The following is a 26,919-nucleotide window of genomic DNA, read 5'->3' on the forward strand; positions in this document are numbered from 1 at the left end:
TCATGACGACATCAGGAATCTGCGCAGACGAATTCGCGGGTGTGCGAACGGAATTGGCGAAACAGATCGCCTCGGGCGAGGAGCTCGGCGCGTCGATCTGCGTAATGGTCGACGGCGAGCCGGTCGTCGATATCTGGGGCGGACACCGCGACCTCGAACGCACGGTGCCATGGACCGAGGACACCTTGGTCAATGTCTTCTCCATCAGCAAGACCATGACCGCGCTGTCGGCGCTGCTGCTGGTCGACCGCGGTGAGCTGGACGTACAGCAAAAGGTCGCGCACTACTGGCCGGAGTTCGCCGCGAATGGCAAGGGCGATATCGAGATTCGCCATCTGCTCGGGCACACCTCCGGCGTCTCCGGCTGGGAGCGGCCGATCGAGCTGGCCGATATCTACGACACCGAAGCCGCTAGTGCTCGGCTCGCCGCGCAGCGGCCGTGGTGGGAACCCGGCACCGCATCGGGCTATCACGCGCTGAATTACGGACATCTGGTCGGCGAGGTAGTCCGCCGCATTACCGGCCGCACGCTCGGACAGTTCTTCGCCGATGAACTCGCCGGACCGCTGCACGCCGACTTCCATATCGGCACCGGTCCGGAACATCACCACCGAATCGCGCCGCTGGTCCCGCCGCCGCTACTGGAATTCGATATGGCCGCGCTGGATCAGGAGAGCATCCTCGTCAAGACGCTCACCAGTCCGCTGCTCGATATTCCGGAGGCCAATAGCGCGGCGTGGCGGGCGGCCGAGATCGGCGCGGTGAATGGACATGGCAATGCCCATTCGGTGGCTCGCGTGCAGTCGCTGGTGTCCTGCGGCGGCGCGCTCAACGGTCGAAGGTTGTTGTCGGAGAAGACAATCGATCTGATCTTCGAACAGCAGTCCGACGGTGCGGATCTGGCGCTGCTGCTGCCGCTGCGCTTCGGGCTCGGTTACGGACTCCCCCAGCCGCAGACCGCACCGGAGGTTCCCGACGGCCGGGTCTGCTGGTGGGCCGGATTCGGCGGCGCCATCGTGGTCAACGACCTCGAGCACCGGATCACCTTCGCTTACACCATGAACAAGATGGCGCCGGGACTCATCGGCTCCGATCGCGCGAATGCCTATCTGCGCGAGGTGTTTTCGGTGGTGCGGTCATGATGCGGGCGCTGCAGCTCACCGATCCCGGTGTGCTCGAACTGCGCAAGGTCGCGGTGCCCGAGATCGGGCCGACGGATCTGCTGCTGCGCGTCGGCGCGGCCGGCATCTGTCACTCGGATCTGCATGTGCTGCATATCCCATTCAAGATGCGCGAGCAACCGCTGACGCTCGGGCACGAGGTCGCGGGCACCATCGAGGCGGTCGGGGGTGCCGTCGAGGGCCGGGCGGCCGGTGAACGCGGAATCGTCTATCTGTGCTGGTCGTGCGGTGTGTGCCGGGAGTGTGTCAGCGGCAACGAGAATGTCTGTATCGCGGCCGGTCGGACCGCCATGCCGCCGTGTCCCGGACTCGGGCCGGACGGTGGCATGGCCGAATACATCCGCATTCCCGCAAGCTCTTTCGTGCCCATCGGCGACCTGGATTTCCTGCAGGCCGCGCCGCTGGCCGATGCCGCTCTGTCGAGCTATCACGCCATTGACGGCGCTCGTGCGCACCTGCGACCGGGTTCGGTGGCGGTGGTCATCGGCATCGGCGGGCTCGGCCATGTCGCGGTGCAGATTCTCACCGCGACCAGCGCGACGCAGGTAATCGCGGTGGATGTGAGCCAGGACAAGCTCGCGCTCGCAACCCGCTGCGGGGCGGCCGAGGGTCTGCTCTGCGGTCCGGACACCGCGCGCGAAATCCTGGACCGCACCGGCGGTCGCGGCGCCGATGCCGTCTTCGACTTCGTCGGCGTCGACGCGACCGCCACGCTGGCCGTCGAATCGGTCGCCCCCAATGGCGCGTATCGCATGATCGGACTCGGCGGCGGCGCACCGGAGATCACCGCCGGACCGGCGGGCGGACCGGGCTGGCCGTGGGGCGCGTCGATCCGAAAGTCCTACGGCGGCACCAAATCCGACCTGATCAACTCCGTAGCGCTGGCCCAGTCGGGCAGGCTCACCGTCGAGGTCGAGCGCTTCGATCTCGCGGACGGCCGCGCGGCCCTGGACCGACTGGAGCGCGGACTCATTACCGGCCGCGCCGTGCTGGTGCCCTGAACCCAAGAGGAAGTGCCTTATGACAAAGCCTTTCGATCCACAGGCATTGGCCGCACCGGCCGTTGCGCGGCTGACCGGGCCGGGCGGGCCGTTCGAGATGGTGGTCGAGAATGTGCTCGGCGCACCGATTCCGGTGATCAAGGACCGTTTGCGGTCGCTGGGCGACGTACTCGCCGATTCGGCGGCGCTGGGTGACCGCGATTACCTGGTCACCGAGGACCGGCGGATGTCCTATGTCGAGCACGCGGCCGCCGTGAGTGCGCTGGCCCGCGCGCTGCGGGAACGGTACGGCGTCGGAAAGGGCGACCGCATCGGCATTCTCGCGGCGAATACCCCCGAATGGGTGGTGACGTTCTGGGCCGCGCAGGCGCTCGGCGCGATCGCCGTCGGCTACAACGCGTGGTGGATGCCGCGCGAAATCGCCTACGGCGTGGAGCACACCAGTCCAACCGTCTTGATTGTCGACGCGAAACGCGCGGCGCAGGTGGCGCAGCTCGATATCGAGGTGCCCGTGCTCACCATGGAGCACGACCTGCCGGCGCTGATCGCCGAATTCGGCGACGGCGAACTGCCGCGCACCCCGGTGGACGAGGACGATCCCGCGGTCATCCTCTACACCAGCGGCACCAGCGGCCGCCCCAAGGGCGCGGTGCATTCGCACCGAAACCTGGTGGCGGTCATCGACTACCACCGCTTCAACGACGCACTCGCCGCCGCCTTCCAGGGCGGTGTCGACGACGGCGCGCCGAAGGGGCGTCGCTTCCTGCTCACCTCCCCGCTGTTCCACATCGCCAGCCTGCACAATCTGGTGCTGCCGCGCATGGTGACCGGCGATACCGCGGTCATCTACCAGGGTGCGTTCGACGCCGACCGGATACTGCGGCTGATCGAGCGGGAGCGGATCACCAACTGGGGCGCGATGCCGACCATGGCGAGTCGACTGCTCGAGGTCGATTTGTCGAACTACGACCTGTCATCGCTGGCCGCCTTCTCGCTCAACTCCGCACCGTCCTCGGCGGCGCTGCAGCAGCATCTGCGCGACCAACTTCCGGTCGCCAAGACCGCGCTGGTGACCAGTTACGGCATGACCGAATGCAGCACGGCGGCGACCATCGCCGCACCGGCCGAACTCGCCGCATTCCCGGATACCGTGGGCCGCCCGGTCATCGGAGTCGAGCTGCAGATTCGCGATGGGGTCGGCGAGCCCGTCGACGAGGGTGTGGAGGGCGAGATCTGGGTGCGCAGCCCGTACGTCATGCTCGGCTACTGGGCCGACGAGCCCGCGACCGCCGCGGCCATCACCGCCGACCGCTGGCTGCGCACCGGCGATATCGGCGTACTCGAGCAGGGCCGACTCCGACTGTCCGGCAGGCGTTCGGATCTCATCCTGCGCGGTGGTGAGAACGTCTACCCGACCGAGGTCGAGCAGTGCCTGGACGAACATCCCGCGGTGCGCGAATCCGCCGTCGTCGGCCTGCCCGACGACGATCTCGGCCAACTGGTCGCCGCCCTGGTCGTCGTCGAGAATCCCTCCGCCACAACCGAACAGGAACTCATCGAGTTCGCGAAGCAGCGCATCGCCTACTACAAGGTGCCCGCACGCTGGCGGATCACCACAACACCCTTGACCCGCAATGCGACCGGAAAGGTCGTGCGCGCCGGGATCGCCGAAGCGCTCTCCTCGGATCAGCACTGAGATGTGAGAAGTCATGTACGACACCATCATTAAAGGCGGACGCTGGTTCGACGGCGCCGCCTCTCCGTCCGCCCTGCGTCATCTCGGCATCCGGGACGGCCGCATCGCCGTCGTCTCGGCCGAACCGCTCGACGAGACGGACTGCCCGAATGTCATCGATGCCGCCGGGAAGTGGGTGATTCCCGGCATGATCGATATCCACACCCACTATGACGTCGAGGTGCTGCAGAGTCCGGCGCTCGCCGAATCCATCCGGCACGGCATCACCACCGTGCTGCTCGGTTCGTGCTCACTGTCGACGGTGCACGTCGACGCCTCCGACGCGGGTGACCTCTTCGGGCGGGTCGAGGCGATCCCGCGCAAACATGTGATCGCGGCGATGACCGAAACCAAGTCCTGGACTTCGGCGCACGAATATGTCGAGGCGTTGGAGCAGCTGCCGCTCGGCCCGAATCTCGCCGCCTTCATCGGACATTCCGATATCCGCGCCGCCGAGATGGGTCTGGATCGCGCCACCCGCAAGGAGGTTCGGCCCACCGATGCCGAATTGGCGGCAATTGCGGCGAAACTCGAAGAGGCGCTGGATGCGGGCTTCGTCGGCATGTCCTCCCAGCAGCTGCTGTTCGACAAACTCGACGGTGAGGTGTGCCGATCGCGCACCCTGCCCTCGACCTACGCGACCACCCGGGAACGCCGCAGGCTCAATGCGATCCTGCGCCGCCGCGGCCGAGCCTTACAGGGCGGTCCCGATGTGGCCCGGCCGCAGAGTCTGGTCGCGATGGCGGCGAGCAGCCTCGGCATCTTCCGCGCCCCGCTCAAGGTCAGCCTGCTCTCGGCGGCCGATATCAAGGCCATTCCCGCTGTCGCGCAAATCTTTCCGCTGATCGCCCGCATGCTCAACCGGCTCGGCGGCGATTTCCGCTGGCAGCATCTGCCGGTGCCGTTCGAGGTGTACTCCGACGGCATCGATCTGCCGGTCTTCGAGGAATTCGGTTCGGGCGCGGCGGCACTGCACCTGTCCAACCAGCTGGAGCAGCGCCGGGAGCTGCTGCGCGATGAAGGCTATCGACGCCGGTTCCGCAAGGACTACGACAAGAAGTTCGGGCCGCGGGTCTGGCATCGCGATTTCTTCGATGCCGAGATCGTGGAATGCCCGGATCAATCGGTGCTCGGCAAGACCTTCGGTCAGGTCGGAATGGATCGCGGCGGCGTGCATCCGGTGGACGCCTTCCTGGACCTGGTCGTCGAATACGGCGGCAAAGTGCGTTGGCGGACAACCATTTCCAACCACCGGCCGCAGGTGCTGGACAAGTTCGCCGCCGATCCCGGCGTGCAGCTGGGCTTTTCGGACGCGGGCGCGCACCTGCGCAATATGGCCTTCTACAACTTCGGGCTGCGGTTCCTGCGCCGCGTGCACGACGCCGAACGCGCGGGCCGACCATTCCTGTCCCTGGAACGCGCCGTACACCGCATTACCGGCGAACTCGCCGACTGGTACGGCATCGACGCGGGCCACCTGCGCCCCGGTGACCGCGCCGACCTGGTCATCATCGATCCCGAACACCTGGACGAAACCGTCGAAGCCTACGCCGAACACCCGGTCGCCGCATTCGACAACCTGTCCCGAATGGTCAACCGCAACGACGCGACCGTGACCGCGGTACTCGTCGGCGGCGAATACGTCTTCGGCGACGGCATGGCAGCCCCCATCCTCGGCACCCAACGCACAGGCCGATTCCTCAGGGCGGGGGCCGCCAAGAGCTGACCCCGCCGTACCGACCGGGCGCTCGGCGATTCGCTTCGACGGCCGATCCGCGCTACCTTATCTGTTAATGGCGAACACAGGTGTTCGCCTATCCACTCGCAAGGAGGCGATGTGGCGGTATTTGCGCACCGGGGTCGGAATGTGGTCTATGACCGGGTCGGCAGCGGCCCACCCGTGGTCCTGCTGCACAACGCCGGAGCCCAGCGTCATATCTGGGACGACCAAGTCGGCGAATTACGGCATCAATATGAGGTTTTCGCGCTCGACCTGCCCGGTTACGGTGAATCCGACCAGCCTGCGGATGGATACCGGCTCGCGGACTACGTGAGCATGCTGCAGGCTTTTCTCACCGCACAGGATCTCACCGATGTCGTGCTGATCGGCAACTGTCTCGGGGCCGCGACCTCGCTGCGGTACACGATGACGCATCCGGAAAACGTGCGCGCACTGGTGCTGTGCAACCCCCTGACGTGGAATACCATGCGCGCCGGGCGTCAGGCCGGACTGGCCTGGGTCGACGCCAGGCTCCCGCTCGGACCGGTGGCCCGCAGGCTGGCACTGCCGGATGCGGTCGTGTCCCGGATCGTCGCCGACCAGTTGGGCGAGGACGGGCGACGTCGGGATCTGCACCATTCGCCGCGCCTCACGGCGCACTGGGGCGATAAGGGACGGCTGCAGGCGCTGCACGGTCTGGTTCAGGACTTCCCCACCTACGCCGACCTCGACATCTTCACCCCCGGCCCCGGATTTCCGCCGATCTGCACCATCTGGGGCGAGCAGAACCGCATCCTGTCGGCCCGCGCCGGCGCCCAACTCGACAAGACTCTGCATCCGCACACCCGAATTCAGCTCGCCGAATGCGGACACCTGCCTATGGTGGAGGCTCCAGAGACCGTTACGAACATCATCACCACCTTCCTATCCAGTCAGGAGGTACGGCCGTTCGGCGCGACAGAACACCCGGTCAAACCCTGATTCCGGGTGTTGATCTTGTTGTTTGGCAGTGCCGAACGCGGGAACCCGAACCTCAGCCACCGAGGAAAGGGACGTCATGTTGCTTCGCCGATTTGCCCGACCACTGCTGGCGACCGCGTTCGTCGCCGATGGTGTCGACGCGCTTGTCCACCCCGAGTCGCGCACTCAAGCGGCGGCGGCGCTGGTACAGCAGGGCCAGCAATCGCTGCCCGACAATATCGCCGCCAAACTACCGTCGGATCCGGGAATGGTCGTGAAGATCAATGCGATCGCCCAGGTCTCGGCCGGTGCGTTGCTCGCACTGGGCAAGATGCCCCGACTCGCCTCGCTCACCCTGGCCGCGACGGTGATTCCGGCGACGGTCACCGAACAGGACTTCTGGGCGGAGAAAGATCCCGAACGCAAGGCGGCCAAGCGCAATGCCTTCCTCAAGGATGTGAGTTTGCTCGGCGGTCTGATGATCGCCAGCGCGGATACCGGCGGGAAGCCGTCGCTCGGCTGGCGAGGCCGGCGGGCCGCGAGCAATGCCAGCGCGGCGGTCTCGGCCGCATTGCCCTTCGCGGCGACGGAGTCGCCGACCGCCGAAGCGCTGCGCCGACATGCGCAAGACGCCGCTGTCCGCGCCCGGGAACTCGGCGATGTCGCCGCGACGAGGGTTGCGACGGTCGCGCAGGAGCGGGGCTCCGAGATCGCCGATACGGTCAAGGAACACGGTCCCGAGTGGGCCGAACTCGCCAGGGAGCGCGGCGCGAAGCTGGCCGAGAAGGCTGCCGAACTCGCCGATATCGCCAGGGAACGCGGACCCGAAATCGCCTCGACCGCGCGGGAACGCGGTGCGCATCTGGCCGAGAAGGCACAGCACCGCGGGGCCGAAATCGCCGAGAAGGCCCAGCATCGTGGGGCCGAGATTGCCGAGAGGGCCCAGCATCGTGGGATGGAACTCGCCGAGATCGCCAAAGAGCGTGGACCCGAACTCGCCTCGACCGCACGTGGGCGCGGCGTCGAGCTGTCGGAGAAGGCGCAGAAGCGTGGCGCGCGCCTCGCCGCGAAGGCCGAGCGGCAGGCCAAGCGGGCGCAGCCGCGCATCGATAGGGCACTGCGCCGTCTCGATTTAGCCCAGGAACGTGTGACGCTGGCGCAGGAACGAATCGCGCATGCGCGTGACCGCGTGGAGGCGCGGCGGCGCTGACTCACGCCATCGAGATCGCCGGAACCTACACCGGGGCCGCACATCCCGGCGTGGTGTCCGCGAGTGCCGCGGCAAGGGAACCGGCGCGGCAGAACGCCGTGGACAATCCGGTGATCTCGATGACGCGATCGACACAGCGCACGGTGTTGATCAACACCATTCGGCGATCGGCCTTTTCGGCCGCCGCCTGGGCCTCGATCAGCGTCGTCAATCCGGCGGCGGCAAAGAAGGTGACCGGCGAGAGATCGACGACCATGATCGAGTCCTGAGAACCGAAGGCGCGCAATAGCTTCTCGCGCAGCCGCGGCGCGGTGCACAGATCGACTTCGCCCGCGACCACCACCAGCGTCACATCGCATCGTGGGTGGCTCACCGAGCACTGGATGACCCGAGTGCCGGGCATGGTCGAAATATCGACGCGCTCACCGTGTTTCGGATCACCACGGTCAGCTGGTCGCCCTGCTGGATAAGCGATTTGGATGGGCATGCGCTCGCTCCTGCGGTCCGGGTGCAGACCTGTATCACCAAGTGAAGCAGGGTCCGCGGGGTCTGTACAGGGATAGTGCGTGGCGACGACACGAGTTTCGCTACTACCGAATCCTGGCTACTTCGCGGCCTGCCGCGCGAGCGAGCGCAGGAAGAGCAGGGTGCGCGAAATCGCCGGGAACCAGACCGCCGCACCGTACGACTAGGTGTTCATGCAGCACACAGCACTTCGGATGCGCCCGCACGAAAGGCCAACCCCGCCCATGAAGCGTGCAGCCGTGCTGGCCTTGGCCGTCGGCACCCTCGCCGTCGCCGGATGTTCGACCTCGGTCACCGAATCCGCGACCACCGCACCCGCCGCCGCGACCGAGGGCGTCACCAAATATCCGATCACCATTGAGAACTGCGGTAAGAGCTACACCTTCACCGAGACCCCGCGGCGGGTCGTGGTGATGAACGGCGGCTCCATCGGCGAGGTCTCGTCCCTGGTCGCCCTGGGTGTCGCCGACCGGATCCTCGCGAATGCCCAGTCCTACGGCTCCTCCGAGGTGCCTGGCCGTGCCGCCGCCATCGCGGCGCTCCCGACCGGCGGCATCACCCCGAACAACCTGCAGGACATCCCCCGCGAAGCCATGCTCGCCCAGCATCCCGATCTGGTCATTTCCACCGGGGGCGGCGGATTCTCGGCCGATCAGGGCTTCGCCACCCGCGCCGAGCTGTCCAGTGCGGGCGCGAACACCTATGTGCCCCACGCGAACTGCGGTGTGACCGGCGCGGTCACCGGCACGCCGACCATCGAGGACAGCTACGCAATGCTGCGCGATTTCGGCGCCATCTTCGACGTACCCGGCCGCGCCGAACAGCTCATCAACGAGACCAAGCGCAAGATCGCCGAGACGGCCGCGCGGGTCGCCGGACAGCCCGAGAAGAATGTGCTGCTCATCTTCCCGGGTATGGGCATGGGCGATGCGGGCGACTTCTCTGCCATCGCGGCGGGCGGCATCTGGAACGACATTATCGAGCAGGCGGATGCGGTGAACCCGTTCAACCGCACGGACGGCACAACTTTCGTCACGATCAGCAAGGAACAGCTGGCCGTCACCGCGATCGACGGCCTGATCGTGGTCAACTACCGCAATCCCGATATCGATGGGGCGGCCAAGGGGATCCTCGCGCAGTTCCCACAGTGGAACGCGAGCAAGAACACCAACTACACCGTGCTCTCGGATTCGATTTACCTGGGCCCGAGCAATGACCTCGCGGTGGACAAGATCGCCAGACTCGTTCACCCCGAACAGTTCTGACCGATGACGCGCTCGCTTCGACAACAGAGACTGTTGGCCGCCACACCCCTGCCCGTCGCGGTCGCCAGCTCGCTGGCAATCTTGTTCGCGGTGATGCTGGTGTCCATCGGCGCGGGATCGGTCACGGTCTCGATCGCCGATACCGGCCGGGTCATCCTCGCCCACTTGTCCGGTAAGACGCCGGAGGTCGGGTTCACCGTCGATCAGATCGTCTGGAACTACCGGCTGCCCCGGGTCATCCTCGCCGCGCTGTGCGGCTGCGGGCTGGCGGTCTCGGGCGTGATCCTGCAAGCGCTGGTGAATAATCCGCTCGCCGACCCCTACGTGCTCGGCCTGTCCTCCGGTGCCTCGCTGGGTGCGGTTACGGTAATCGTCACCGCGGGTGCGGCACTCGGTGGAATCGGTGTTTCCACGGCAGCTTTTATCGGCGCGATCGGCACCGCCGCGGTAGTTTTCGCACTCGGACAGCGACGTGGCACGCTGGCCCCGACCCGGCTCGTACTGGCCGGTGTCGCCGTCGGATATCTGCTGCTCGCGGCGACCAACTACCTGCAATTGCGCGCTACCCCGAATGAGCTACGCGCGGTGATGTTCTGGACCATGGGCAGTGTCTCCGGCGCGAGCTGGTCGCGACTCGGTCCGGTCACGTTGGTGGTTCTCGCGGTCGTCGCCGTTGTGCTTGCCTTCGGCCGACGCCTCAATGTGCTCGGCACCGGTGATGAACAGGCCACCGCCCTGGGCGTCGACGTCCGCACGACACGCATCATTCTGCTGGTTCTCGCCTCCCTACTGACCGGTGTGCTGATCGCGGTGGCGGGCGGAATCGGGTTCGTGGGCTTGATGATTCCGCATCTGGTGCGCCTGGCCTTCGGCATGGACCACCGCCGGGTATTGCCGTTAGCCGCTCTCCTCGGCGCGGCGTATCTCGTTGCGGTGGACCTGCTTTCGCGCACCCTCGACGCCCCCGACGAACTCCCGCTCGGTATCTTCACCGCCGCCTTCGGCGCGCCCTTCTTCCTCTGGCTGCTGCGTCGCGACGGAGGTCCCTCGTGACCGCCGCCGACGTTGCCGAACCGGGCGAGCCACCGGGGGCCCAGACCTCCGAGTTGTCGGTTGTCGGGGTGAGTGTGGGGCTCGGGGGTGTGCAGGTCTTGGATGCGGTGACGTTGCAGGCGCCGCCGGGGGCGGTGGTGGGGGTGGTCGGGCCGAATGGGAGCGGTAAGACGACGCTGCTGCGGACGATCTACCGGTCATTGCGGCCGGATCGGGGCGTGGTGCTGATCGACGGCTCGGATATCACCGGAATGTCCGTGCGCGGCGCGGCACGTACCACCGCCGCGGTCCTGCAGAACGGGGCCGGATCACCGGAGCTCACCGTCGCGGAAATGGTTGGCCTGGGCCGTAATCCGCACCACGCGCTGTTCAGCCGCGATACCACCGCGGACCACGTGGCCGTCGAAAAGGCCATGGCACGAACGGGTGTCACCGCCTACGCCCATCGCCCCATCGGCTCCCTCTCCGGCGGCGAACGCCAACGCGTCCTGCTGGCCAGGGCGCTCGCCCAACACCCGCGCCTGCTCGTGCTCGACGAACTGACCAATCACCTGGACGTCCGCGCCCGCTTCGAACTACTCGACCTGGTCCGCTCGACCGGCATCACCACCCTCGCGGTGCTGCACGAACTGGACCTCGCCGTTCGCTGCTGCGACCAGTTGGTCGTGCTCGATCACGGCAAGGTCGCCGCTGCGGGTGCGGTGCTGGACGTGATGACACCCGAACTGCTGCGGACGGTATTCGGGGTGGTCGCAAAGGCCGAACTGCACGATGACGGCATCGTCCGATTGCATTACGCCGCACAGCCTTTGGCTTCCTTGTGAGGCCCTCCGGCCCGAAAGCTGCACTTTTTATCGGGGATCCGCGTCTGGCCTCCGCCGATGGCGCGGCTCCCGAGAATGAGCGAATGCGCCAAAGGATCAGTCGTTCTGCCAGAGGGACAGTCGTTGCACCAGAGGATCAGCCGGTGCGCCAAGGATCAGCCGCCGCACCAGAGAGTCAGCCGGTGTGCCAAGGATCAGCCGTTGGCGCGGCGCTTACCACCGAAACGTGTTGCGGCGATAAGGTCTTCACGCGCGCGTGCCACCCGGGACCGCACGGTTCCGACCGGACATCCACAGACCGCGGCCGCCTCGGCATACGACAACCCGAGCACCTGTGTCAGCACCAATGCCTCACGCCGAGCATCGGAAAGATCCGCGAGCAACAGATTCAGTTCGACGATGTCGGCGAGCCCGTCGCGCCGCCCCACCTGCCGGTCGGCCGCGGCCACCCAGTCGACGCCCTGAGCGACGCTCGGCCGGGCCACGGCCATCCGCACCTGGTCGACGACGACGCGGCGCGCGATGGAAAGTAACCAGGTCCGGGCGCTGGAGCGGCCCTCGAACCGCTTGATGCTGCCCAGCGCGCGCAGATAGGTCTCCTGCGTGAGGTCATCGGCGCGCGACAGCTCGGTGAGATGGGCCATCAATCGCCAGACATCCTTCTGGGTGGCCCGGATGAAAGCTTCCAGAGCTCGTCGATCCCCACGCGCCGCCGCGAGTGCCAGCTGCGTCGTCTCGTCATCCTCGGCGGGCGTCGGCATGACGTCGACAATAACCCGCGGACGACCCGTGGGAACTTTGTGGTCGTGGTGGCCGACTATTTGGACGTGGAGTGCAAGGTATGCCGGACCGCGCTGTCGGCCCGGATCGATGGCGAACGCGAAACCGTGCCCGCGGCGCGCGTGGACGAACACCTGGAACAGTGCGCGCAGTGCTGTTCCTGGTACGCCGCCGCCGTGGAGACCTCGCGCCTGCTGCGCGGCAGTTCGGCCTACACGCCCGACCTCACCGACGCGATCTTCGCCGCCGCCGACCTGGAGCGTCCGCGCGGATCGAGTTGGCGCACAGCGCTTTCCGGCGTCGGCCGGTCGGAGTGGACCCGGCTGCTACTCGGTCTGCTGGGCGTCGTGCAATGCGCACTGGCGATCGGCCAGTTCGCCGGATTCGACTTCGGCATGACCCACCATCACGGTGCGGAGATGACCCGGCACCTGATGAACGAGTCCACCGCGTGGAGTCTCGCGATCGGCATCGGGTTCATCTATTGCGCGGTGCGGCCGTATGCGACATCGGGCGTGCTGCCCGTGCTCGGCGTGCTGGTCGCGGCGCTCAGCGCATTCGTCATCGGCGATCTGTATTCCGGAGTCGTGCCGGTCTCGCGGGTGCTTTCACACGGCATCCTGGTCGCCGCGCTGGTGCTGGTCGTGGTGGTGCATCGCACCCGTCGGCCGGAAACCTCACCGCCGACCCGCGCGAGCAATCCGGCGCCCACCGAACTCGTCCTGCCGCCCGGCGCCCAATTCGGCCGCCGCACCGGCCATCTGCGCTCGACCCAAGATCCTGCCGCCTGATCGAACGGAACTTTATGAACACCGCACTGCGCAGCAATTCGATGCTAGGTGAGCCTACCGACCGCGCTACGTTGCCGGAGCGTGCCACCACCCGCGTCTCGCTCGCGGTATCCGGAATGACCTGTGCCGCTTGTGCGAACCGAGTGGAGCGCAAGCTCAACAAGGTCGACGGCGTGCTCGCATCGGTGAACTACGCGACCGGCGTCGCCACCGTCGATGCGGCCGAGAATATTTCGGCCGAGCAGCTCTGCGTCGAGGTGGTCGCGGCGGGATATGGCGCGGAGCCGATCGTCGAGGGCACCGGCCCGATCTCCTCGGCCCCCGAGGAGGCCGCGGTCCGGGATCTGTTCCGCCGCTTGGTCGTCGCGCTATTGCTGTTCTTCCCGCTGGCTGATCTGTCGGTGATGTTCGCGATGGTGCCCGCGACCAGGATCACCGGCTGGCAGGCGATCCTGACCGTGCTCGCGCTGCCGGTGGTGGTGTGGGCGGCCGCGCCGTTGCATCGAAAGGCGTTGGCGGGTGCGAAGAATTTCACCGCGAGCATGGACACCCTGGTTTCGGTCGGTGTGACGACCGCGACGCTGTGGTCACTGGACACCATGTTCCTGCACGCGGACCGGACCGAAACCCCCGATGGCGTATGGGACGCGTTCTGGTCCGGCGATTCGATCTACCTCGAAGCGGCCGCTGGTGTCACCACATTTGTGCTCGCCGGACGGTATTTCGAGGCGAAGGCCAAGCGGTCGGCGGGCAGCGCATTGCGGGCACTGGCCGCACTCGGGGCACGCGAGGTCACGGTGCTGACCCGCGACAATCGCGAAATGCGGGTTCCCATCGGCGAACTCGTCGAGGGACAGCGCTTCGTCGTGCGTCCCGGCGAGACCATCGCGACCGATGGCCTTGTGGTGTCCGGTGAGTCGAGCGTGGACGCCAGTGCCATGACCGGCGAATCCATCCCGGTCGATGTGACCGAGGGCATGGCGGTGATCGGCGGCACCACCGCACTCACCGGTCGCCTGATCGTGGAGGCCGCCGCGGTGGGCGCGGATACGAAGCTGTCCGGCATGATCCGGCTCGTCGAGCAGGCGCAGACCGGGAAGGCGCGCATGCAGCGGGTCGCGGACCGGGTCTCGGCGGTGTTCGTCCCGTTCGTCTTCGCCGTGGCGGCTGGCACTTTCGCCACCTGGTGGCTGCTCGGTTCCGGCGTCGACCCGGCCGCCTCGGCGGCATTGGCGGTCCTCGTGATCGCGTGCCCGTGCGCGCTGGGGCTGGCGATTCCGACGGCATTGCTGGTGGCCTCCGGACGCGGTGCGCAGCTGGGCATTTTCATCAAGGGCCATCAGGCGCTCGAGGCCACTCGTGACGTGGATACCGTGGTGCTGGACAAGACCGGGACCGTCACCAACGGCGCGATGAGCGTCGTCGCGGTCACCCTGACCGATGCTTCGACCGAGGCCGAGGCGCTGCGTCTGGCCGGTGCGGTGGAGGCGGCCTCCGAACACGCCGTCGCCGCGGCCATCACCCGGCACGCCGCGGCAACGCTCGACGGACTGCCGGAAGTCGAATCCTTCACGGCACTACCGGGATTGGGTGCGCGCGGCACGGTCGCGGGCCGAGAGGTGATGGTCGGACGCCTGCGCCTGCTGCATGATCGCGGCATAGTCGTGCCGCAGACGCTGAGTCGTGCGGTGCGCCAAGAGGAACGCGCGGGTCGCACCGTGGTGCTGGTCGTGGTCGACGGCGCGGCCCATGCGGTGATCGCGGTCGCCGATACCGTCAAGGCCACCGCCGCCGACGCCATCGCGCGGCTGCACGCACTCGGCCTGCGCGTCATGATGTTCACCGGCGACAATGCCTATGCCGCCCAGTCGGTAGCGGACGAGATCGGCATCGATGAGGTTGTCGCCGAACTGCTTCCGGAGGGCAAGGTCGAACTGATCGCCCGCATGCAGGAACAGGGTCGCCGCATCGTGATGGTCGGCGACGGCATCAACGACGGTGCGGCGCTGGCCACCGCCGATCTCGGGATGGCGATCGGCGCGGGCACCGATGTCGCGATCGCGGCCGCCGATGTCATCCTGGTCCGTGACGATCTCGCCGCCGTGGCCGATGCCATCGAACTCGCGCATGCCACCCTGCGCACCATCAAGGGAAATCTGGTGTGGGCCTTCGGCTATAACGTGGTCGCCATCCCGGTGGCCGTGCTCGGATTCCTGAATCCGCTGATCGCCGGCGCGGCCATGGCGTTCTCGTCGTTCTTCGTGGTGTCGAACAGCCTGCGGCTGCGGCGAGTTCGGCTCGCGCGCTGAGTCAGCGGCGCGATTGCGCCAGCTTCTCCAGCATCGCGTTGTAGGCGGCGAGTTCGGAATCCCCGTACTCGTCGTCCTTGCGGTCGGTGCGCACCGCGGTGCGGCGATCCTGGGCCACCCACTGGGTCAGCAGTGCGCCGACCACGAGCAGGATCGGGATTTCGCCGGAGACCCAGGCGATTCCGCCGCCGACCCGTTGATCGGCCATCAGGTCGATATGCCAGGGCAATTGGAGCTGCTGGTAGAACCGCTCGCCGATAATCGTGTTCATCGACATCACCGCGACGCCGAAGAATGCGTGGAAAGGCATGATGGCGAACAACATTCCCAGCCGACCCAGGTGCGGCAGCCGGCGCGGGCCCGGATCGATGCCGATGATCGCCCAGTAGAACAGATAGCCGATGATCAGAAAGTGCACGTTCATCAGCACGTGCCCCCAGTGATAGCGGATCAGGCTCTGGAATAGCGGCGTGAAGTACAGGCCGTAGAGCGAGAGCACGAAGGCGGTGATAGCGGTGCCGGGATGGGCCAGAACCGCGGTCGGGCGCGAATGCAGAATCCACAGAACCCATTCGCGCACACCGGGAACCGCGTCCTTCGACGCCGCGGGCACGGTGCGCAGCAGCAGGGTGACCGGAGCGCCGAGCACCAATAGCACCGGTACGAACATATTCAGGGCCATATGCGTGATCATGTGCATGCTGAACATGGCGTAGCCATAGGTACCGATGCCCGATGACGTCGAAATCAGCAGGGCCGCACAGCCACTCGTCCACGATAGGGTGCGCCGAGGCGACCAGGTGTCGCCGCGTCGCCGCAGTCGCAGCACCCCGGCCGCGTACAGCGCGATGCCGAAGAGCGCCGCGGTGCCGAGCACGATATCGAAGCGCCACATGGTGATCAGGTGCCAGATGTCGGCCTTACCCGGCAGGTTGAAACCGAGGAAGACCTCCTCTGCGGTGAACGATCGATCGGCGAAGGCCGGGGCGGGTTGGACGGCCATCGACACCAATGCGGCCATCGCCACCGCGGAAAGCGCACCGGTGCCGGCGATCAGCCATGGAGCCGAATCATGGTTGGTTCCAGTCTTCCTCAGCATCAGCGCGATGCCGACTGCCGCCGCGACCACCAGCAGTGCGAGCCGCCCGTATCCGGTGCTGAACAAGGCCGACCACGGCAATAGGATCGCGCCGAGCACCAGCCCGCTGAGTGTGGCCGCGGCAAGGCACAACATTCCGATTAGTGCGTAGCGTCGAACCGCGGTCGATACGTGAGAACCATTGCGGCCCACCTGTGCCGCGACACACCACGCCAACCCGGGAAGCACCGAAACCGCCAGTTGGAAGATGATCATCGCGCCGGTCGCGAAGTCGTGATTCGGCCCCTCCCCCGCATTGCCGACCAGCGCGGGCGGCAGGACCGCGAGCAGCGCCAGCACGGTCGGCGCCACCAGACCGGTCCACGCCAAGGTCAGCCGGGTCACGAGCGCGATGACACCGACCAGCCCCGCGACCACGATCCACGCCTTCGGCTTCTCACTCGCATCGATCAGCGCGCCGACCGCACCGCGCTCCAGCGCGGCGCCCATCGACAGCCCGCCCACATTCGCCGCGCTCACCGGAATCAGGATCAGCGCCGAAACCAGCCACACCAGACTCGCCCGCTCGGCCACCCGGACCCCGGCATACCCGTCCACATCGACGCGCCCGCGCGCGGTGACTACGGTGCAGCACAGCGCGTAGATCAGCGCGCCGACAGTGGCCGCGCCCGCGAGCGCGGACACCACCCGCAGCGCGACATACGTCAGGACATCGATGAATCCGGGATAGGCGAGACCTGCCCGGCGGTAGGGCATATCACCGGCTGCCGTCACGGAGATGACAACGAGCGCGCCACAGGCGACGGCCGCGATCAGCCAGATGAGGTGGTCGGGCGAGCGCTTGACCTGCACGTTTTGCCACCAATCCGCGAAAAGAAAGATCTGCCAAGGAATTCGGGCGTACCAGCCCTCGCACACAGGTCGGCTGCGGCCCGATGCTGGTTCCCGGGCCGCGGTGCGACGCACGTCACAGGCAGATCGTTCAGGCGAAGTCGAGCATCTGCCCTTGCCCTGATGGAACAGCGAACAGCGCGATGATTCGGGGATGGTGTTCTACAGCGGCACAAGCACTCTGGTGGCCAACGCGGCGTTTGCGGTGTCCTCGATATCGCCGCAGAGCTGGCCGAAGAAATCCCGTCGGTATGTTTGCGGACTCCGCGATGCGCTCACCCCCGCGGCGGGATCCTTACTCAGGTAGGCGATCAACGTATCGAGGGGTGAGCCATGGGGACGATAAAGGCGGGCCGAGCGCAGCCGGTAGAGATCGTGACCGATCAAGCCACGGTGGCGGCGGAGGTCGAGAAGGTGACGGCCGCGCGGCGCGCCGCGGTGCTCGACGGGCTGCGGGCCGATCGGGAGAGATCCAAGGCCCGCAAAGAGGCCGAGCGCATTATCGCCGAGCACTGTGGCCCGGCACGCTCGGCCGAAGTAGACGATGCGCTCGGCACCATACGAAAGGTCGGCCAGCGCGAGCACAGGTATTTGCCGCACGACAGTGCACGGCGAGTGGGGCGAGTGGCCGAATTCGATTACAACCCCGCACATATCAGCACGTGGTCACCGGTCACCGTCGGCCAGGCCGGTGCGACGTCGATCGTCAGTCCGCAGTCGTACTCCTACTGGAACTGGGGCGATCTGTGGGACTCGACGGAGTTCTCGTCCGATCCCGCCGATCAATATGCGCTGCAGTGCAAATCGGTCGCCGGTGAGCCCGACCTCGCATACGGCGAGTTCGGATTCCACATTGTCCTGCGGGGTGGACGCTATGTCACCGCGGAGGTAGTGCCCTGGTTGAACTATGAATACCAATCACATTTGATCGGTCCGACCAGTTGGCTGGGCGACGGCGAAGCGTGGTGGAAGGTCGGTTTCTTCTTGGCGGTCTGGCAGAACGGCGAGCAGATCGGCGGAACGAACTCGGTCATGATCGACAGCGACACGATCAGTGGCGGCCCGGATAGGTACAAGAACGACTCCGGCCGAATGGACACCACGACATTCAAGATCTCCGTCGATATGCAGAACTCCGATCCTTACGTGGTATCGATCGGATCGTGGCTGAACTGCGATTCCTCCTGCTCCGTCGGCACGTGCGGACAGGCATACATCGATTCCTGGATGAGTATGGGACTCGCATTCGTCCATTCGTATTTGTGGAGCGACGTATGAGATGACAAGCGCGCCCCTCATCTTTACCCCGGTGAATGGGACGCGTGCACCGCTGGCATGCACGACGGCGAGTTCGAGCGCCCCTGGCCGGACGGTTACGTCGGGGGCGCTTCGGCGGCGCCGGTCTCGGCTTTCGTCAGTTCCGCGACCGCTGCGGCATGCTTGGCACCCGAACCCCAGCCGACGTGCAATTCGCCGCGCAGTCGCTCGACCATGTGCGGGTAGTGCAGCTCAAAGGCGGGACGCTCGGACCGGATCCGCGGCAGCTCGTAGAAGTTGTGCCGCGGCGGCGGGCAGGTGGTGGCCCACTCCAGCGAGTTGCCGTAACCCCACGGATCGTCCACGGTGACGACCTCACCGTAACGGTAGCTCTTGAAGACGTTCCAAATAAACGGCAGCATCGACGCACCCAGCAGGAACGCCCCGATCGTGGAAATGGTGTTCAGCGTGGTGAATCCGTCGCTGGGCAGGTAGTCGGCGTAACGACGCGGCATGCCCTCCGCACCCAGCCAGTGCTGCACCAGGAAGGTGGTGTGGAAACCGAGGAGCGTGGTCCAGAAGTGCCATTTGCCCAGGCGCTCGTCGAGCATCCGTCCGGTCATCTTCGGGAACCAGAAGTAGATACCCGCGAACGTCGCGAACACGATGGTGCCGAAGAGCACGTAGTGGAAGTGCGCGACCACGAAATAGGTGTCAGTGACGTGGAAGTCCAGCGGCGGCGAGGCCAGGATGACGCCGGACAGACCACCGAAGAGGAAGGTCACCAGGAAGCCCAGCGCGAACAGCATCGGCGTCTCGAAGGTCAGCTGACCGCGCCACATCGTGCCGATCCAGTTGAAGAACTTCACACCGGTCGGAACCGCGATCAGGAAGGTCATGAACGAGAAGAACGGCAGCAGCACGGCGCCGGTGGCGTACATGTGATGCGCCCACACCGCCATTGATAGCGCGCCGATACCCAGCGTCGCGTATACGAGCGTCGTGTAACCGAAAATCGGCTTTCGACTGAACACCGGGAAGATCTCGGACACGATGCCGAAGAACGGCAGCGCGACGATGTACACCTCGGGATGCCCGAAGAACCAGAACAGGTGTTGCCACAGCAGCGTCCCACCGGTTCCGGGGTCGTAAATGTGCCCGCCCAGGTGCCGGTCGACCTCCAGCGCCATCAGCCCCGCCGCCAGAATCGGAAAGGCAAGCAGCACAAGCACACTGGTCACGAAGATATTCCAGGTGAAAATCGGCATACGGAACATGGTCATTCCCGGGGCACGCAGGCAAACCACCGTCGTGGACATGTTGACGGCACCGAGGATGGTGCTGACGCCGCCGAACACCAACCCCATGATCCACAGATCCGCACCCGCGCTGGGTGCGTGTTGGATACTGGTCAGCGGCGAGTACGCGGTCCAACCGTAGTCGGCCGCGCCGCCGGGAGTGACAAATCCGGCCGTCGCGATCGAGGCGCCGAATAGATACATCCAATAGCTCAATGCGTTGAGTCGGGGAAACGCGACATCCGGCGACCCGATCTGTAGCGGTAATACCGCATTGGCGAAGCCGAATACGATCGGCGTCGCATAGAAGAGCAGCATGATCGTGCCGTGCATGGTGAACAGCTGATTGAACTGTTCCGTTGATAGGAACTGTAGGCCCGGCCGTGCCAGTTCGCCCCGCATCAGCAATGCCAGCAGGCCGCCGATGAAGAAAAACGCCATCGACGTGACGATGTACATGACCCCGAGCACCTTGGGATCAGTGGTCGTGATCATCTTCCAGACATAGGAGCCCTTCGGTCCCATCCGCTGCGGATAGGGCCGGACCGCTTCGAGTTGAGTCACAGCCACGACCGTGCCACCTTCCGATCGCCGATCAGCCTTGTCCGGATTATGCGCCTATTCGATCACTGACATGCCCGCTTTGACCCCATTGACGCCGGTGCGCCGGTCTGCAGTATGAGCCATATCTGCGATGACCGTGTGATGTGTGGCCGCCTCGCGCTCCGCAAGCAACCGTGCTGCCAGATCAGCGGCGCCGACCTCATGTGCGATCCCTGCTACGTGCGGATCAACTGGTTCTTCGACCTAGGCGTGCAGTTCCAATGCGGTGGGTGCGGCGCACGGTCGACGACCTTCGCCGCGATGGATCCGGTGGCGATGCGGCGCTAGTTCCGGCGATCGAACGCGGGCCGAATCCTCACCAGCCAACTGTCACGATCGTCCACCGAGCGTGGTAACCGCACTGCGGCAGCCCCGAACAGGGCGACCGTCAGCCAGATGTACCCGTTGTGGAAGACCGTCGTGAGGTGGCTGCCCAGGGGATAGTCGAGGATGCTGACCACCGTGGGATCGAAGAGGGAGATCAAACCACCCGACGCGGCCACCAGCGCCACCAGGAATCCGAGCGGTGCGAGCACACCACCGCGGCGCAATGCCAGGTCGGCGAGGTACACGAGCAGCGGCGCGAGCCAGACCCAATGGTGCACCCAGCTGTACGGGGACACCGCCGTGGTGGTGAGTCCGCACAGCACGACGGCGGGCAGTTCGTGTCCGGCCAGCGACAGTCGCCGCGCCAGCATCAGGCAGATGGCGGCGATGGCGAGAGCGCCTGCCAGCCAGAGCAATTGGTGCGCACCGCCGACACCGACGGTCCGGGCGAGCAGGCCGCGCAGCGATTCGTTGCGCGGGTTCTCCGGAACGCCGACGCGCGTGGGGTCCATGAATGCACCGCTCCAGAACGTCAGCGAATCCTTGGGCATGGCCGCCAGACCGACGAGTGCGGTCGCGGCACACGCGCCGATCGCCGTGCCGGCGGCGCGGTACCTGCGGGTGACCAGCAGGTAGACCACGAAAAAGGCAGGGGTCAGTTTGATTCCGGCCGCGATCCCGGTCAGCACCCCCTTCCAGCGCGACGAGTCGGGTAGCGCCATATCCGCGAGCACCAGCAGTAGCAGGAGAATGTTGATCTGGCCGAAGGCCATGGTTTCGCGGACCGGCTCGCACCACATCAGCAGTCCGGCGATCGGCAGAGCCGAGAACACCAGCCGCCGGTCCCGCCGATAACCGAGCATCGACAATGCCGCCCAGACCGATGCGGTCAGCATCGCGAAGTTCCCCAATGCGCCGACATAGGTGTACAGGTCACCGTGCAGGCCGACCAGGGGCACGAACAGCGGTGCGGCGAACGGGGTGTAGACGAACTCCCAGACACCGCGAGTGTGGCCGAGCAGCGGGGTGTCATAGACGGAAACACCGTCGACCACCCGGTGCCCGGCGATCTGGTAGACGCTGAGATCCATCAGATGCATCATCACCTGCGGCGTCGCGAGAACCTGCACGATGTAGCAGACACCGGCGACCGCGCCGAGGACCGAGATCGCCCAGAACGCGACGTTGGGGATCGTGCGACGCTCCGGCGTGGTCGGCGCCGCGGACGGCGCCTGCGTGTTCTCGATCGTCGACAATGGCACGCTCATCTCCCAGCGATCGGGTGCTGATTCGCCGCCCCACGCTAGTGGCACTCGCCGCGCGCCGCACACCGCGGCCGTTGCGCCCCTGCCCGCGTAGCACCGTCCTCGGGTGAGCGAGCGGGTCGAGCGTCGCTGACCCGCTTCCTGATCAGCCCGATGACACCCGCTTCAGCGACGCGGCCGGATATTCTCGCGCACCGCGGCGATATCCGGATAACCGTTGACCGCCATCAGCAGATCCGCCTCCGCCAGGATCATCCGCAGCACATGCACCAGACCCGAAACCCCGCCCAGCGCAAGGCCGTACACGTACGGGCGGCCGATGCCGACCATCGTCGCACCCAATCCGAGCGCCTTGATCACATCGGTACCCGAGCGCACACCGGAATCGAAGAGCACGGGCACCCGGTCCGCACATGCTTCGACCACCCCGGGCAGCGTCTCCAGCGCACTGAGGCCGCCATTGGCTTGGCGCCCACCGTGATTGGAGCAATAGATGCCGTCGACGCCCGCGTCGATCGCGCGGCGCGCGTCGTCGGGATGGGAGATGCCCTTGAGGATGATGGGCAGGTCGGTCAGCGACCGCAACCACGCCAGATCGTCCCAGGTGAGCGGGTTTCCGAAGGTCTGCACCCAGTGCAGCACGATGGACTGCGGGTCGTCGGAACCGACCATCTGCTGGAATACCGGATCGCTGGTGTAGTTCTTCAAAACGTGCCCGCGCAGCTGCGGGAAATTGCCGATCGAAAGATCGCGCGGACGCCAGCCGGGCACCCAGGTATCCAAGGTGACCGTGATGCCGCGATATCCGGCCTTCTCGGCCCGGCTCACCAGGCTCGCGGCGAGGTCGCGATTCTTCGGCGTGTACAGCTGGAAGAAGCTCGGCGTCGCACCCGCGTGGCCGATGACCTCCTCCAGCGGATCCTCCATCAGCGTCGAGAAGACCCCGGGCACACCGGTTTTCGCGGCGGCCTCGGCGACCGCGATATCACCGTGCTTATCGCCGACCAACCCGATCACACCGACCGGGGCCATGAAGATCGGGCTCGGGAAGGTGAGTCCCCATGCGTTGACCGCCAGGTCGCGCTCGCTCGCGCCGACGAGCATCCGAGGTATCACACCCCAGTCCGCGAACGCCTCGACATTGCGCCGCTGGGTCAGCTCGTCACCGGCTCCGCCCGCGATGTAGGAGTGCAGCGACGCGGGCATCGCGGCGGCGGCCTTGGCCTCCAGCGTCAGGTAATCCATCGGGAAATCCGGTGCGTGCCCGCCGAGTGCGGCGAAGTAGATCTCATTCTGATAGTCGGCGAACGCCACTGTTCTGCCCTTCGTTAGGGGATGATCGGAGGGGTGGCCTCCACTTGCCCGGATACTAGACGCTAATGTCCACGATCAAAGGCCGGACGAACCGCGAAACATTCGACCACGACACAGCGAAGGATTCTGTGCGATGTGCGTCACAGTGCCGGAGTGGTTCGAACCGGATGACCTGCGCATCGAGGTCCGATGGCCGTACCTGCTGTAGCGCGACCAACCGCTGTAGCGACGGGTAATCCGGGAACAGATGACAGATTGTGAGAACCGCGCCGTGAACCTCGACTACCTGCCAAGACCCAACGACCACGACATCCTCGTGGCGAGTCAGATCCTGAGCGGCCCACTACGCCGCCTCGTGCATCTGGCGCTCGGCCTGTCCACGGAGTCCATGGACCTACTCACGGCACTCACCGACCGATTACGGACCGCCGAGGGCGCACTGGCGGACCCCGCGACCTACGGCGAGTTCTAGCTCTCCCCCACATCCGGCACCGCCTCGATAATCGAATGCGGCCCGGCCGTTGCCACCACGCGACGTAGCCGGAAGCCGCCGCGTGCGAGCAGGTCGGCGTATTCGGCGGCGGTGCGTTCCCGGCCGCCGATGGACAGCAGCACCTCCAGGTCGAGCCAGAGGCTGAAGTGTGCCCGGTTGCGCGGCGGGACGACACATTCGATCAGCAGCAGTCTGCCGTGCGGTGCGATGGCGGCACGCACCGAGCGCAGGATCTTTCCGGCCGGTTCGTCGGGCCAGTCGTGAATGATGTGTTTGAGCACGTAGGCATCGGCGCCGGGCGGCGCGGAGTCGAAGAACGAGCCGTTCTCGATCGCGCCGCGATCGGCCACCCCGGCGCGGTCGAAGATCTCCGCGGTGGTGGCGGTGGCCGAATCCAGGTCGTAGACGACGCCGTTGGCGCACGGCGCGGCGCGCAGGATGGCGGCGAGCAGATATCCGCTGCCGCCGCCGACGTCGACGATCCGGTCGAATCGGGCGAAATCGTAGGCGGCCAGTATCGCCCCGACCGACAGCTGGGTGGTCACCTTCATCGCCTCGTGAAAGCCCATGGCGAAATCGGGATGCTCCGCCATATAGTCGAATCCGGTTGTGCCGTGCGCTAATTCATGACCCGATCGGCCGGTCTCGACCGTGTGGACCAGCTGGCCGCGCGCGACCCAGACCGCGGGGTGGCCGAGCATCATCAGCACCGGCCGTACGGTCCTCGGCGAGTTCGCGCGCAGGGTATCGGCCATCGGAGTGAGCGCGAACCGTCGTTCGGGCAGTTCGGCGAAGACGCCCCGGCTGGCCAGTGCCCGCAGCAATCGGTAGGTCGCGTCCGGATCGGCGTGTACCGCGGCCGCGATCCGCTCGGCCGAGCACGGCCCGTCGGCGAGGACATCAGCGATGCCGAGCGCGGCGGCGGTGTAGAGGGCCTGTGTCATCAGCCAGCCCTCGGCCAGTTCCAGCACGCCGATCGGTGCGGGCGCGAGGCGTTGGGCCAGCCGTCGCAGCCGCGCGCGCAGGCGTTCGACGGCGTGCGCGATGCGTGGCGGCGGAAGAGCATTGGGCGAGTGCATCATTGGTCTCCTCGAGCATCGTGTTCCCGCCTCCCCCCGAACACCCGGTTCGGTTCCGCGACCACTGCACCCCAGCGACCCCGGCGGGCCAACCCCTATCGATTACCCCTATTCGATCCGAAAGTGCGGCGGCATACGAAGGCTTTTCGCGGTTACTGCACGATTACCGCAGGTGGATAACGTGATTGCGGGTTCGTCGACTGGCCCGTACTCGGAATTCAGGAGCATCATGATGTCGCAGTCCACTATGGAATCGAGCACGATCGGACTCCCGACGGTGATCGGCGAACATGCGCTGCACAGGCCGGATGCCGTGGCACTGATCTGTGGCGAGCAGGAGACGACTTACGCTGCCCTGCATCGGAATTCCTGCCAGGTGGCCAATGCGCTACTGGCCGAGGGCTTGGCCGCGGGCGATCGGATCGGCTATCTCGGACATGACAGCGAGCGGTTCTACGAGCTGGTGATCGCTGCCGCGCATACCGGAATCGTGCTGGTGCCCATCAATTGGCGGCTCACCGTCGCCGAAATCGCGCATGTGCTCGCGGATTCCGGCTGCAAGCTGCTGTTCGTCGACGCTGGCCGTGAGGCCGCCGCGCAGAGCGCGTTGTCGGAGGTGTCCGCCGAGGTCGCGCTGCGGCGGATAGATCGAGACGGCGTCGCCGGGGCCGAATTCGCCAAATGGCACGCCGACCAGCCGGATTCGCCTCCGGTGAGCCAGGTTTCGCGGTTCGACCCGCTGCTGCAGATGTACACCAGCGGCACGACCGGCAAGTCGAAGGGTGTGGTCATCGCCCAGCAGAGCCTTTTCGCGGTGCGCGATGTGCGCCACGAATCGGAGCTGGAATGGCTGGAGGTGCCCGATGACGACGTGGCGCTGGTGGTGATCCCCGGATTCCATATCGCGGGTCTGGCGTGGGTGGTGCAGGGGCTGATCGACGGCATCGTCACGGTGGTCCTGCCCGAGTACACGCCGGGACTGTCGCTGGAGGCGATCCGGACGTGCGGCGTCACCGCCGTCTACGCGGTACCGATCATGTTGGCGCTCATCCTCGTCGAGCCCGGGGTGAGCGCGTCCGATTTCGGCAAGCTGCGGTTGGTCGCCTACGGCGGGTCCCCGATACCGGAGGACATGCTCGCGCAGTGCATGACGCAATTCGGCTGCCAGTTCCTGCAGTTCTACGGGATGACCGAAACCGCGACGCCCATCACGTTTCTCCCGCCCGAGGACCACTGGGTGGGCAATCCACGACTGCGCTCGGCGGGATTCCCATATCGGGGCGCGCGGATCGAGGTGCTGGATCGGGACGGAAATCGGTTGCCGCCGGGCGAAGTCGGCGAGGTGGTGGTGCACGGACCCGCGCCGATGGTGGAGTACTGGCACCGACTGGAAGCCACCGCGGCCACACTGGTCGACGGATGGATCCACACCGGCGATGCCGGATATCTGGATGAGGACGGTTATCTCTATATCAGCGACCGGATCAAGGATATGATCATCGTCGCTGGTGAGAACGTGTATCCGGCCGAGGTGGAGAACGTCATCGTCTCGCATCCGGCGGTGCGCGAGGCCGCGGTCGTAGGAGCCCCCGACGACCGGTGGGGTGAGACGGTGCACGCGTTCGTCGCGCTCGTTCCCGGGCAGACCGTGACCCCGCACGAGCTCACGCTGTTCCTGCGCGACAAGCTGGCCAGCTTCAAACGGCCACAGCACTTCGCCTTCATCGACTTCCTGCCCCGCAACGCCAGCGGCAAGATCCTGCGCCGCGAGTTGCGCGACCAGTTCTGGCAGGGCCGCGAACGCGCCGTCAACTAATAACCCGTCCTGGGTTCGGTAGAACGTAGTCAAAAGGTGGCTGCCCACGCCCTATTCGACCGCCATATGACTACGCTCGGCGAGCGGCCGGAGCGGGTAGGGGCGGCAAGCTATCTGGGCGGT

At 66.2% G+C, this 26,919-nt stretch carries 21 protein-coding genes; 14 read left to right on the forward strand and 7 right to left on the reverse strand.

What is annotated here, in order from left to right:
• Positions 1-2: 2 nt before the first annotated feature.
• The 6 genes from ACHQ4I_RS12685 to ACHQ4I_RS12710 all read left to right on the forward strand — a co-directional run bounded on the left by ACHQ4I_RS12685 (position 3) and on the right by ACHQ4I_RS12710 (position 7,807).
• Complete coding sequence (locus ACHQ4I_RS12685) at positions 3-1,142, forward strand: serine hydrolase domain-containing protein (protein ID WP_420771907.1); 1,140 nt, start codon at positions 3-5, stop codon at positions 1,140-1,142.
• Positions 1,142-2,182, forward strand: coding sequence for an NAD(P)-dependent alcohol dehydrogenase (locus ACHQ4I_RS12690; RefSeq protein ID WP_420772665.1), 1,041 nt, complete (start codon positions 1,142-1,144; stop codon positions 2,180-2,182). The genes ACHQ4I_RS12685 and ACHQ4I_RS12690 overlap by 1 nt, the downstream gene beginning before the upstream one ends.
• Before the next feature lie 19 nt (positions 2,183-2,201).
• Entirely contained in the window at positions 2,202-3,878 is a 1,677-nt protein-coding gene (gene casG / locus ACHQ4I_RS12695) for a steroid-24-oyl-CoA synthetase (RefSeq protein ID WP_420771908.1), read from the forward strand.
• A gap of 13 nt (positions 3,879-3,891) precedes the next feature.
• Positions 3,892-5,643, forward strand: a complete 1,752-nt coding sequence (locus ACHQ4I_RS12700; protein WP_420771909.1) for an N-acyl-D-amino-acid deacylase family protein — start codon at positions 3,892-3,894, stop codon at positions 5,641-5,643.
• Between the two features lie 111 nt (positions 5,644-5,754).
• The gene (locus ACHQ4I_RS12705; protein WP_420771910.1) at positions 5,755-6,618 is read left to right on the forward strand and encodes an alpha/beta fold hydrolase; all 864 of its coding nucleotides are present in this window, start codon (positions 5,755-5,757) and stop codon (positions 6,616-6,618) included.
• 76 nt (positions 6,619-6,694) lie between these two features.
• The gene (locus ACHQ4I_RS12710) at positions 6,695-7,807 is read left to right on the forward strand and encodes a DoxX family protein (protein ID WP_420771911.1); all 1,113 of its coding nucleotides are present in this window, start codon (positions 6,695-6,697) and stop codon (positions 7,805-7,807) included.
• Between the two features lie 25 nt (positions 7,808-7,832).
• Here ACHQ4I_RS12710 and ACHQ4I_RS12715 read toward each other — a convergent pair whose 3' ends face one another.
• A complete protein-coding gene (locus ACHQ4I_RS12715) occupies positions 7,833-8,294 on the reverse strand; it encodes an STAS domain-containing protein (RefSeq protein WP_420771912.1) in 462 nt (153 codons plus the stop codon).
• A gap of 262 nt (positions 8,295-8,556) precedes the next feature.
• Between ACHQ4I_RS12715 and ACHQ4I_RS12720 the strand changes: the two genes are divergently transcribed.
• Genes ACHQ4I_RS12720 through ACHQ4I_RS12730 form a run of 3 tightly spaced genes read left to right on the forward strand, consistent with a single transcriptional unit; the run spans position 8,557 to position 11,474 of the window.
• Complete coding sequence (locus ACHQ4I_RS12720) at positions 8,557-9,597, forward strand: ABC transporter substrate-binding protein (RefSeq protein WP_420771913.1); 1,041 nt, start codon at positions 8,557-8,559, stop codon at positions 9,595-9,597.
• 3 nt (positions 9,598-9,600) lie between these two features.
• The gene (locus ACHQ4I_RS12725) at positions 9,601-10,650 is read left to right on the forward strand and encodes a FecCD family ABC transporter permease (protein ID WP_420771914.1); all 1,050 of its coding nucleotides are present in this window, start codon (positions 9,601-9,603) and stop codon (positions 10,648-10,650) included.
• Complete coding sequence (locus ACHQ4I_RS12730; RefSeq protein WP_420771915.1) at positions 10,647-11,474, forward strand: ABC transporter ATP-binding protein; 828 nt, start codon at positions 10,647-10,649, stop codon at positions 11,472-11,474. Before ACHQ4I_RS12725 ends, ACHQ4I_RS12730 begins: the two co-directional genes overlap by 4 nt.
• Positions 11,475-11,668: 194 nt before the next feature.
• On the opposite strand, the gene sigC is transcribed toward ACHQ4I_RS12730, so the two are convergent.
• Positions 11,669-12,235, reverse strand: a complete 567-nt coding sequence (sigC, locus tag ACHQ4I_RS12735; protein ID WP_420771916.1) for an RNA polymerase sigma factor SigC — start codon at positions 12,233-12,235, stop codon at positions 11,669-11,671.
• Positions 12,236-12,301: 66 nt separating this feature from the next.
• Here sigC and ACHQ4I_RS12740 point away from each other — a divergent pair, with 66 nt between their 5' ends.
• Positions 12,302-13,045 carry a zf-HC2 domain-containing protein gene (locus ACHQ4I_RS12740; RefSeq protein WP_420771917.1) on the forward strand — a complete coding sequence of 248 codons (744 nt, stop codon included), beginning with the start codon at positions 12,302-12,304 and terminating at the stop codon, positions 13,043-13,045.
• A gap of 41 nt (positions 13,046-13,086) precedes the next feature.
• A complete protein-coding gene (locus ACHQ4I_RS12745) occupies positions 13,087-15,354 on the forward strand; it encodes a heavy metal translocating P-type ATPase (RefSeq protein ID WP_420772666.1) in 2,268 nt (755 codons plus the stop codon).
• A gap of 1 nt (position 15,355) precedes the next feature.
• Here ACHQ4I_RS12745 and ACHQ4I_RS12750 read toward each other — a convergent pair whose 3' ends face one another.
• Positions 15,356-17,305, reverse strand: a complete 1,950-nt coding sequence (locus tag ACHQ4I_RS12750; protein WP_420771918.1) for a bifunctional copper resistance protein CopD/cytochrome c oxidase assembly protein — start codon at positions 17,303-17,305, stop codon at positions 15,356-15,358.
• A 372-nt stretch (positions 17,306-17,677) separates the two neighbouring features.
• Between ACHQ4I_RS12750 and ACHQ4I_RS12755 the strand changes: the two genes are divergently transcribed.
• Positions 17,678-18,622 carry a hypothetical protein gene (locus tag ACHQ4I_RS12755; RefSeq protein ID WP_420771919.1) on the forward strand — a complete coding sequence of 315 codons (945 nt, stop codon included), beginning with the start codon at positions 17,678-17,680 and terminating at the stop codon, positions 18,620-18,622.
• Between the two features lie 95 nt (positions 18,623-18,717).
• On the opposite strand, the gene ctaD is transcribed toward ACHQ4I_RS12755, so the two are convergent.
• The 3 genes from ctaD to ACHQ4I_RS12770 all read right to left on the reverse strand — a co-directional run bounded on the left by ctaD (position 18,718) and on the right by ACHQ4I_RS12770 (position 23,408).
• Positions 18,718-20,424, reverse strand: a complete 1,707-nt coding sequence (gene ctaD, locus ACHQ4I_RS12760) for an aa3-type cytochrome oxidase subunit I (RefSeq protein ID WP_420772667.1) — start codon at positions 20,422-20,424, stop codon at positions 18,718-18,720.
• A gap of 362 nt (positions 20,425-20,786) precedes the next feature.
• Positions 20,787-22,091 carry a glycosyltransferase 87 family protein gene (locus ACHQ4I_RS12765; protein WP_420771920.1) on the reverse strand — a complete coding sequence of 435 codons (1,305 nt, stop codon included), beginning with the start codon at positions 22,089-22,091 and terminating at the stop codon, positions 20,787-20,789.
• Positions 22,092-22,259: 168 nt separating this feature from the next.
• Positions 22,260-23,408 (reverse strand): alpha-hydroxy-acid oxidizing protein, encoded by a 1,149-nt coding sequence (locus ACHQ4I_RS12770; RefSeq protein ID WP_420771921.1) that lies wholly within the window; start codon positions 23,406-23,408, stop codon positions 22,260-22,262.
• Positions 23,409-23,655: 247 nt separating this feature from the next.
• On the opposite strand from ACHQ4I_RS12770, the gene ACHQ4I_RS12775 reads away from it, so the two are divergent.
• Complete coding sequence (locus ACHQ4I_RS12775; protein ID WP_420771922.1) at positions 23,656-23,880, forward strand: hypothetical protein; 225 nt, start codon at positions 23,656-23,658, stop codon at positions 23,878-23,880.
• Here ACHQ4I_RS12775 and ACHQ4I_RS12780 read toward each other — a convergent pair.
• Complete coding sequence (locus tag ACHQ4I_RS12780) at positions 23,877-24,980, reverse strand: methyltransferase (protein ID WP_420771923.1); 1,104 nt, start codon at positions 24,978-24,980, stop codon at positions 23,877-23,879. The two genes, ACHQ4I_RS12775 and ACHQ4I_RS12780, sit on opposite strands and share 4 nt — an antisense overlap.
• Positions 24,981-25,212: 232 nt before the next feature.
• On the opposite strand from ACHQ4I_RS12780, the gene ACHQ4I_RS12785 reads away from it, so the two are divergent.
• Positions 25,213-26,796: a long-chain-fatty-acid--CoA ligase gene (locus ACHQ4I_RS12785; protein WP_420771924.1), complete on the forward strand. Its 1,584-nt coding sequence runs from the start codon at positions 25,213-25,215 to the stop codon at positions 26,794-26,796.
• Positions 26,797-26,919 lie beyond the last annotated feature (123 nt).

The organism is Nocardia nepalensis, from assembly GCF_048910785.1.
GTDB lineage: Bacteria > Actinomycetota > Actinomycetes > Mycobacteriales > Mycobacteriaceae > Nocardia > Nocardia nepalensis.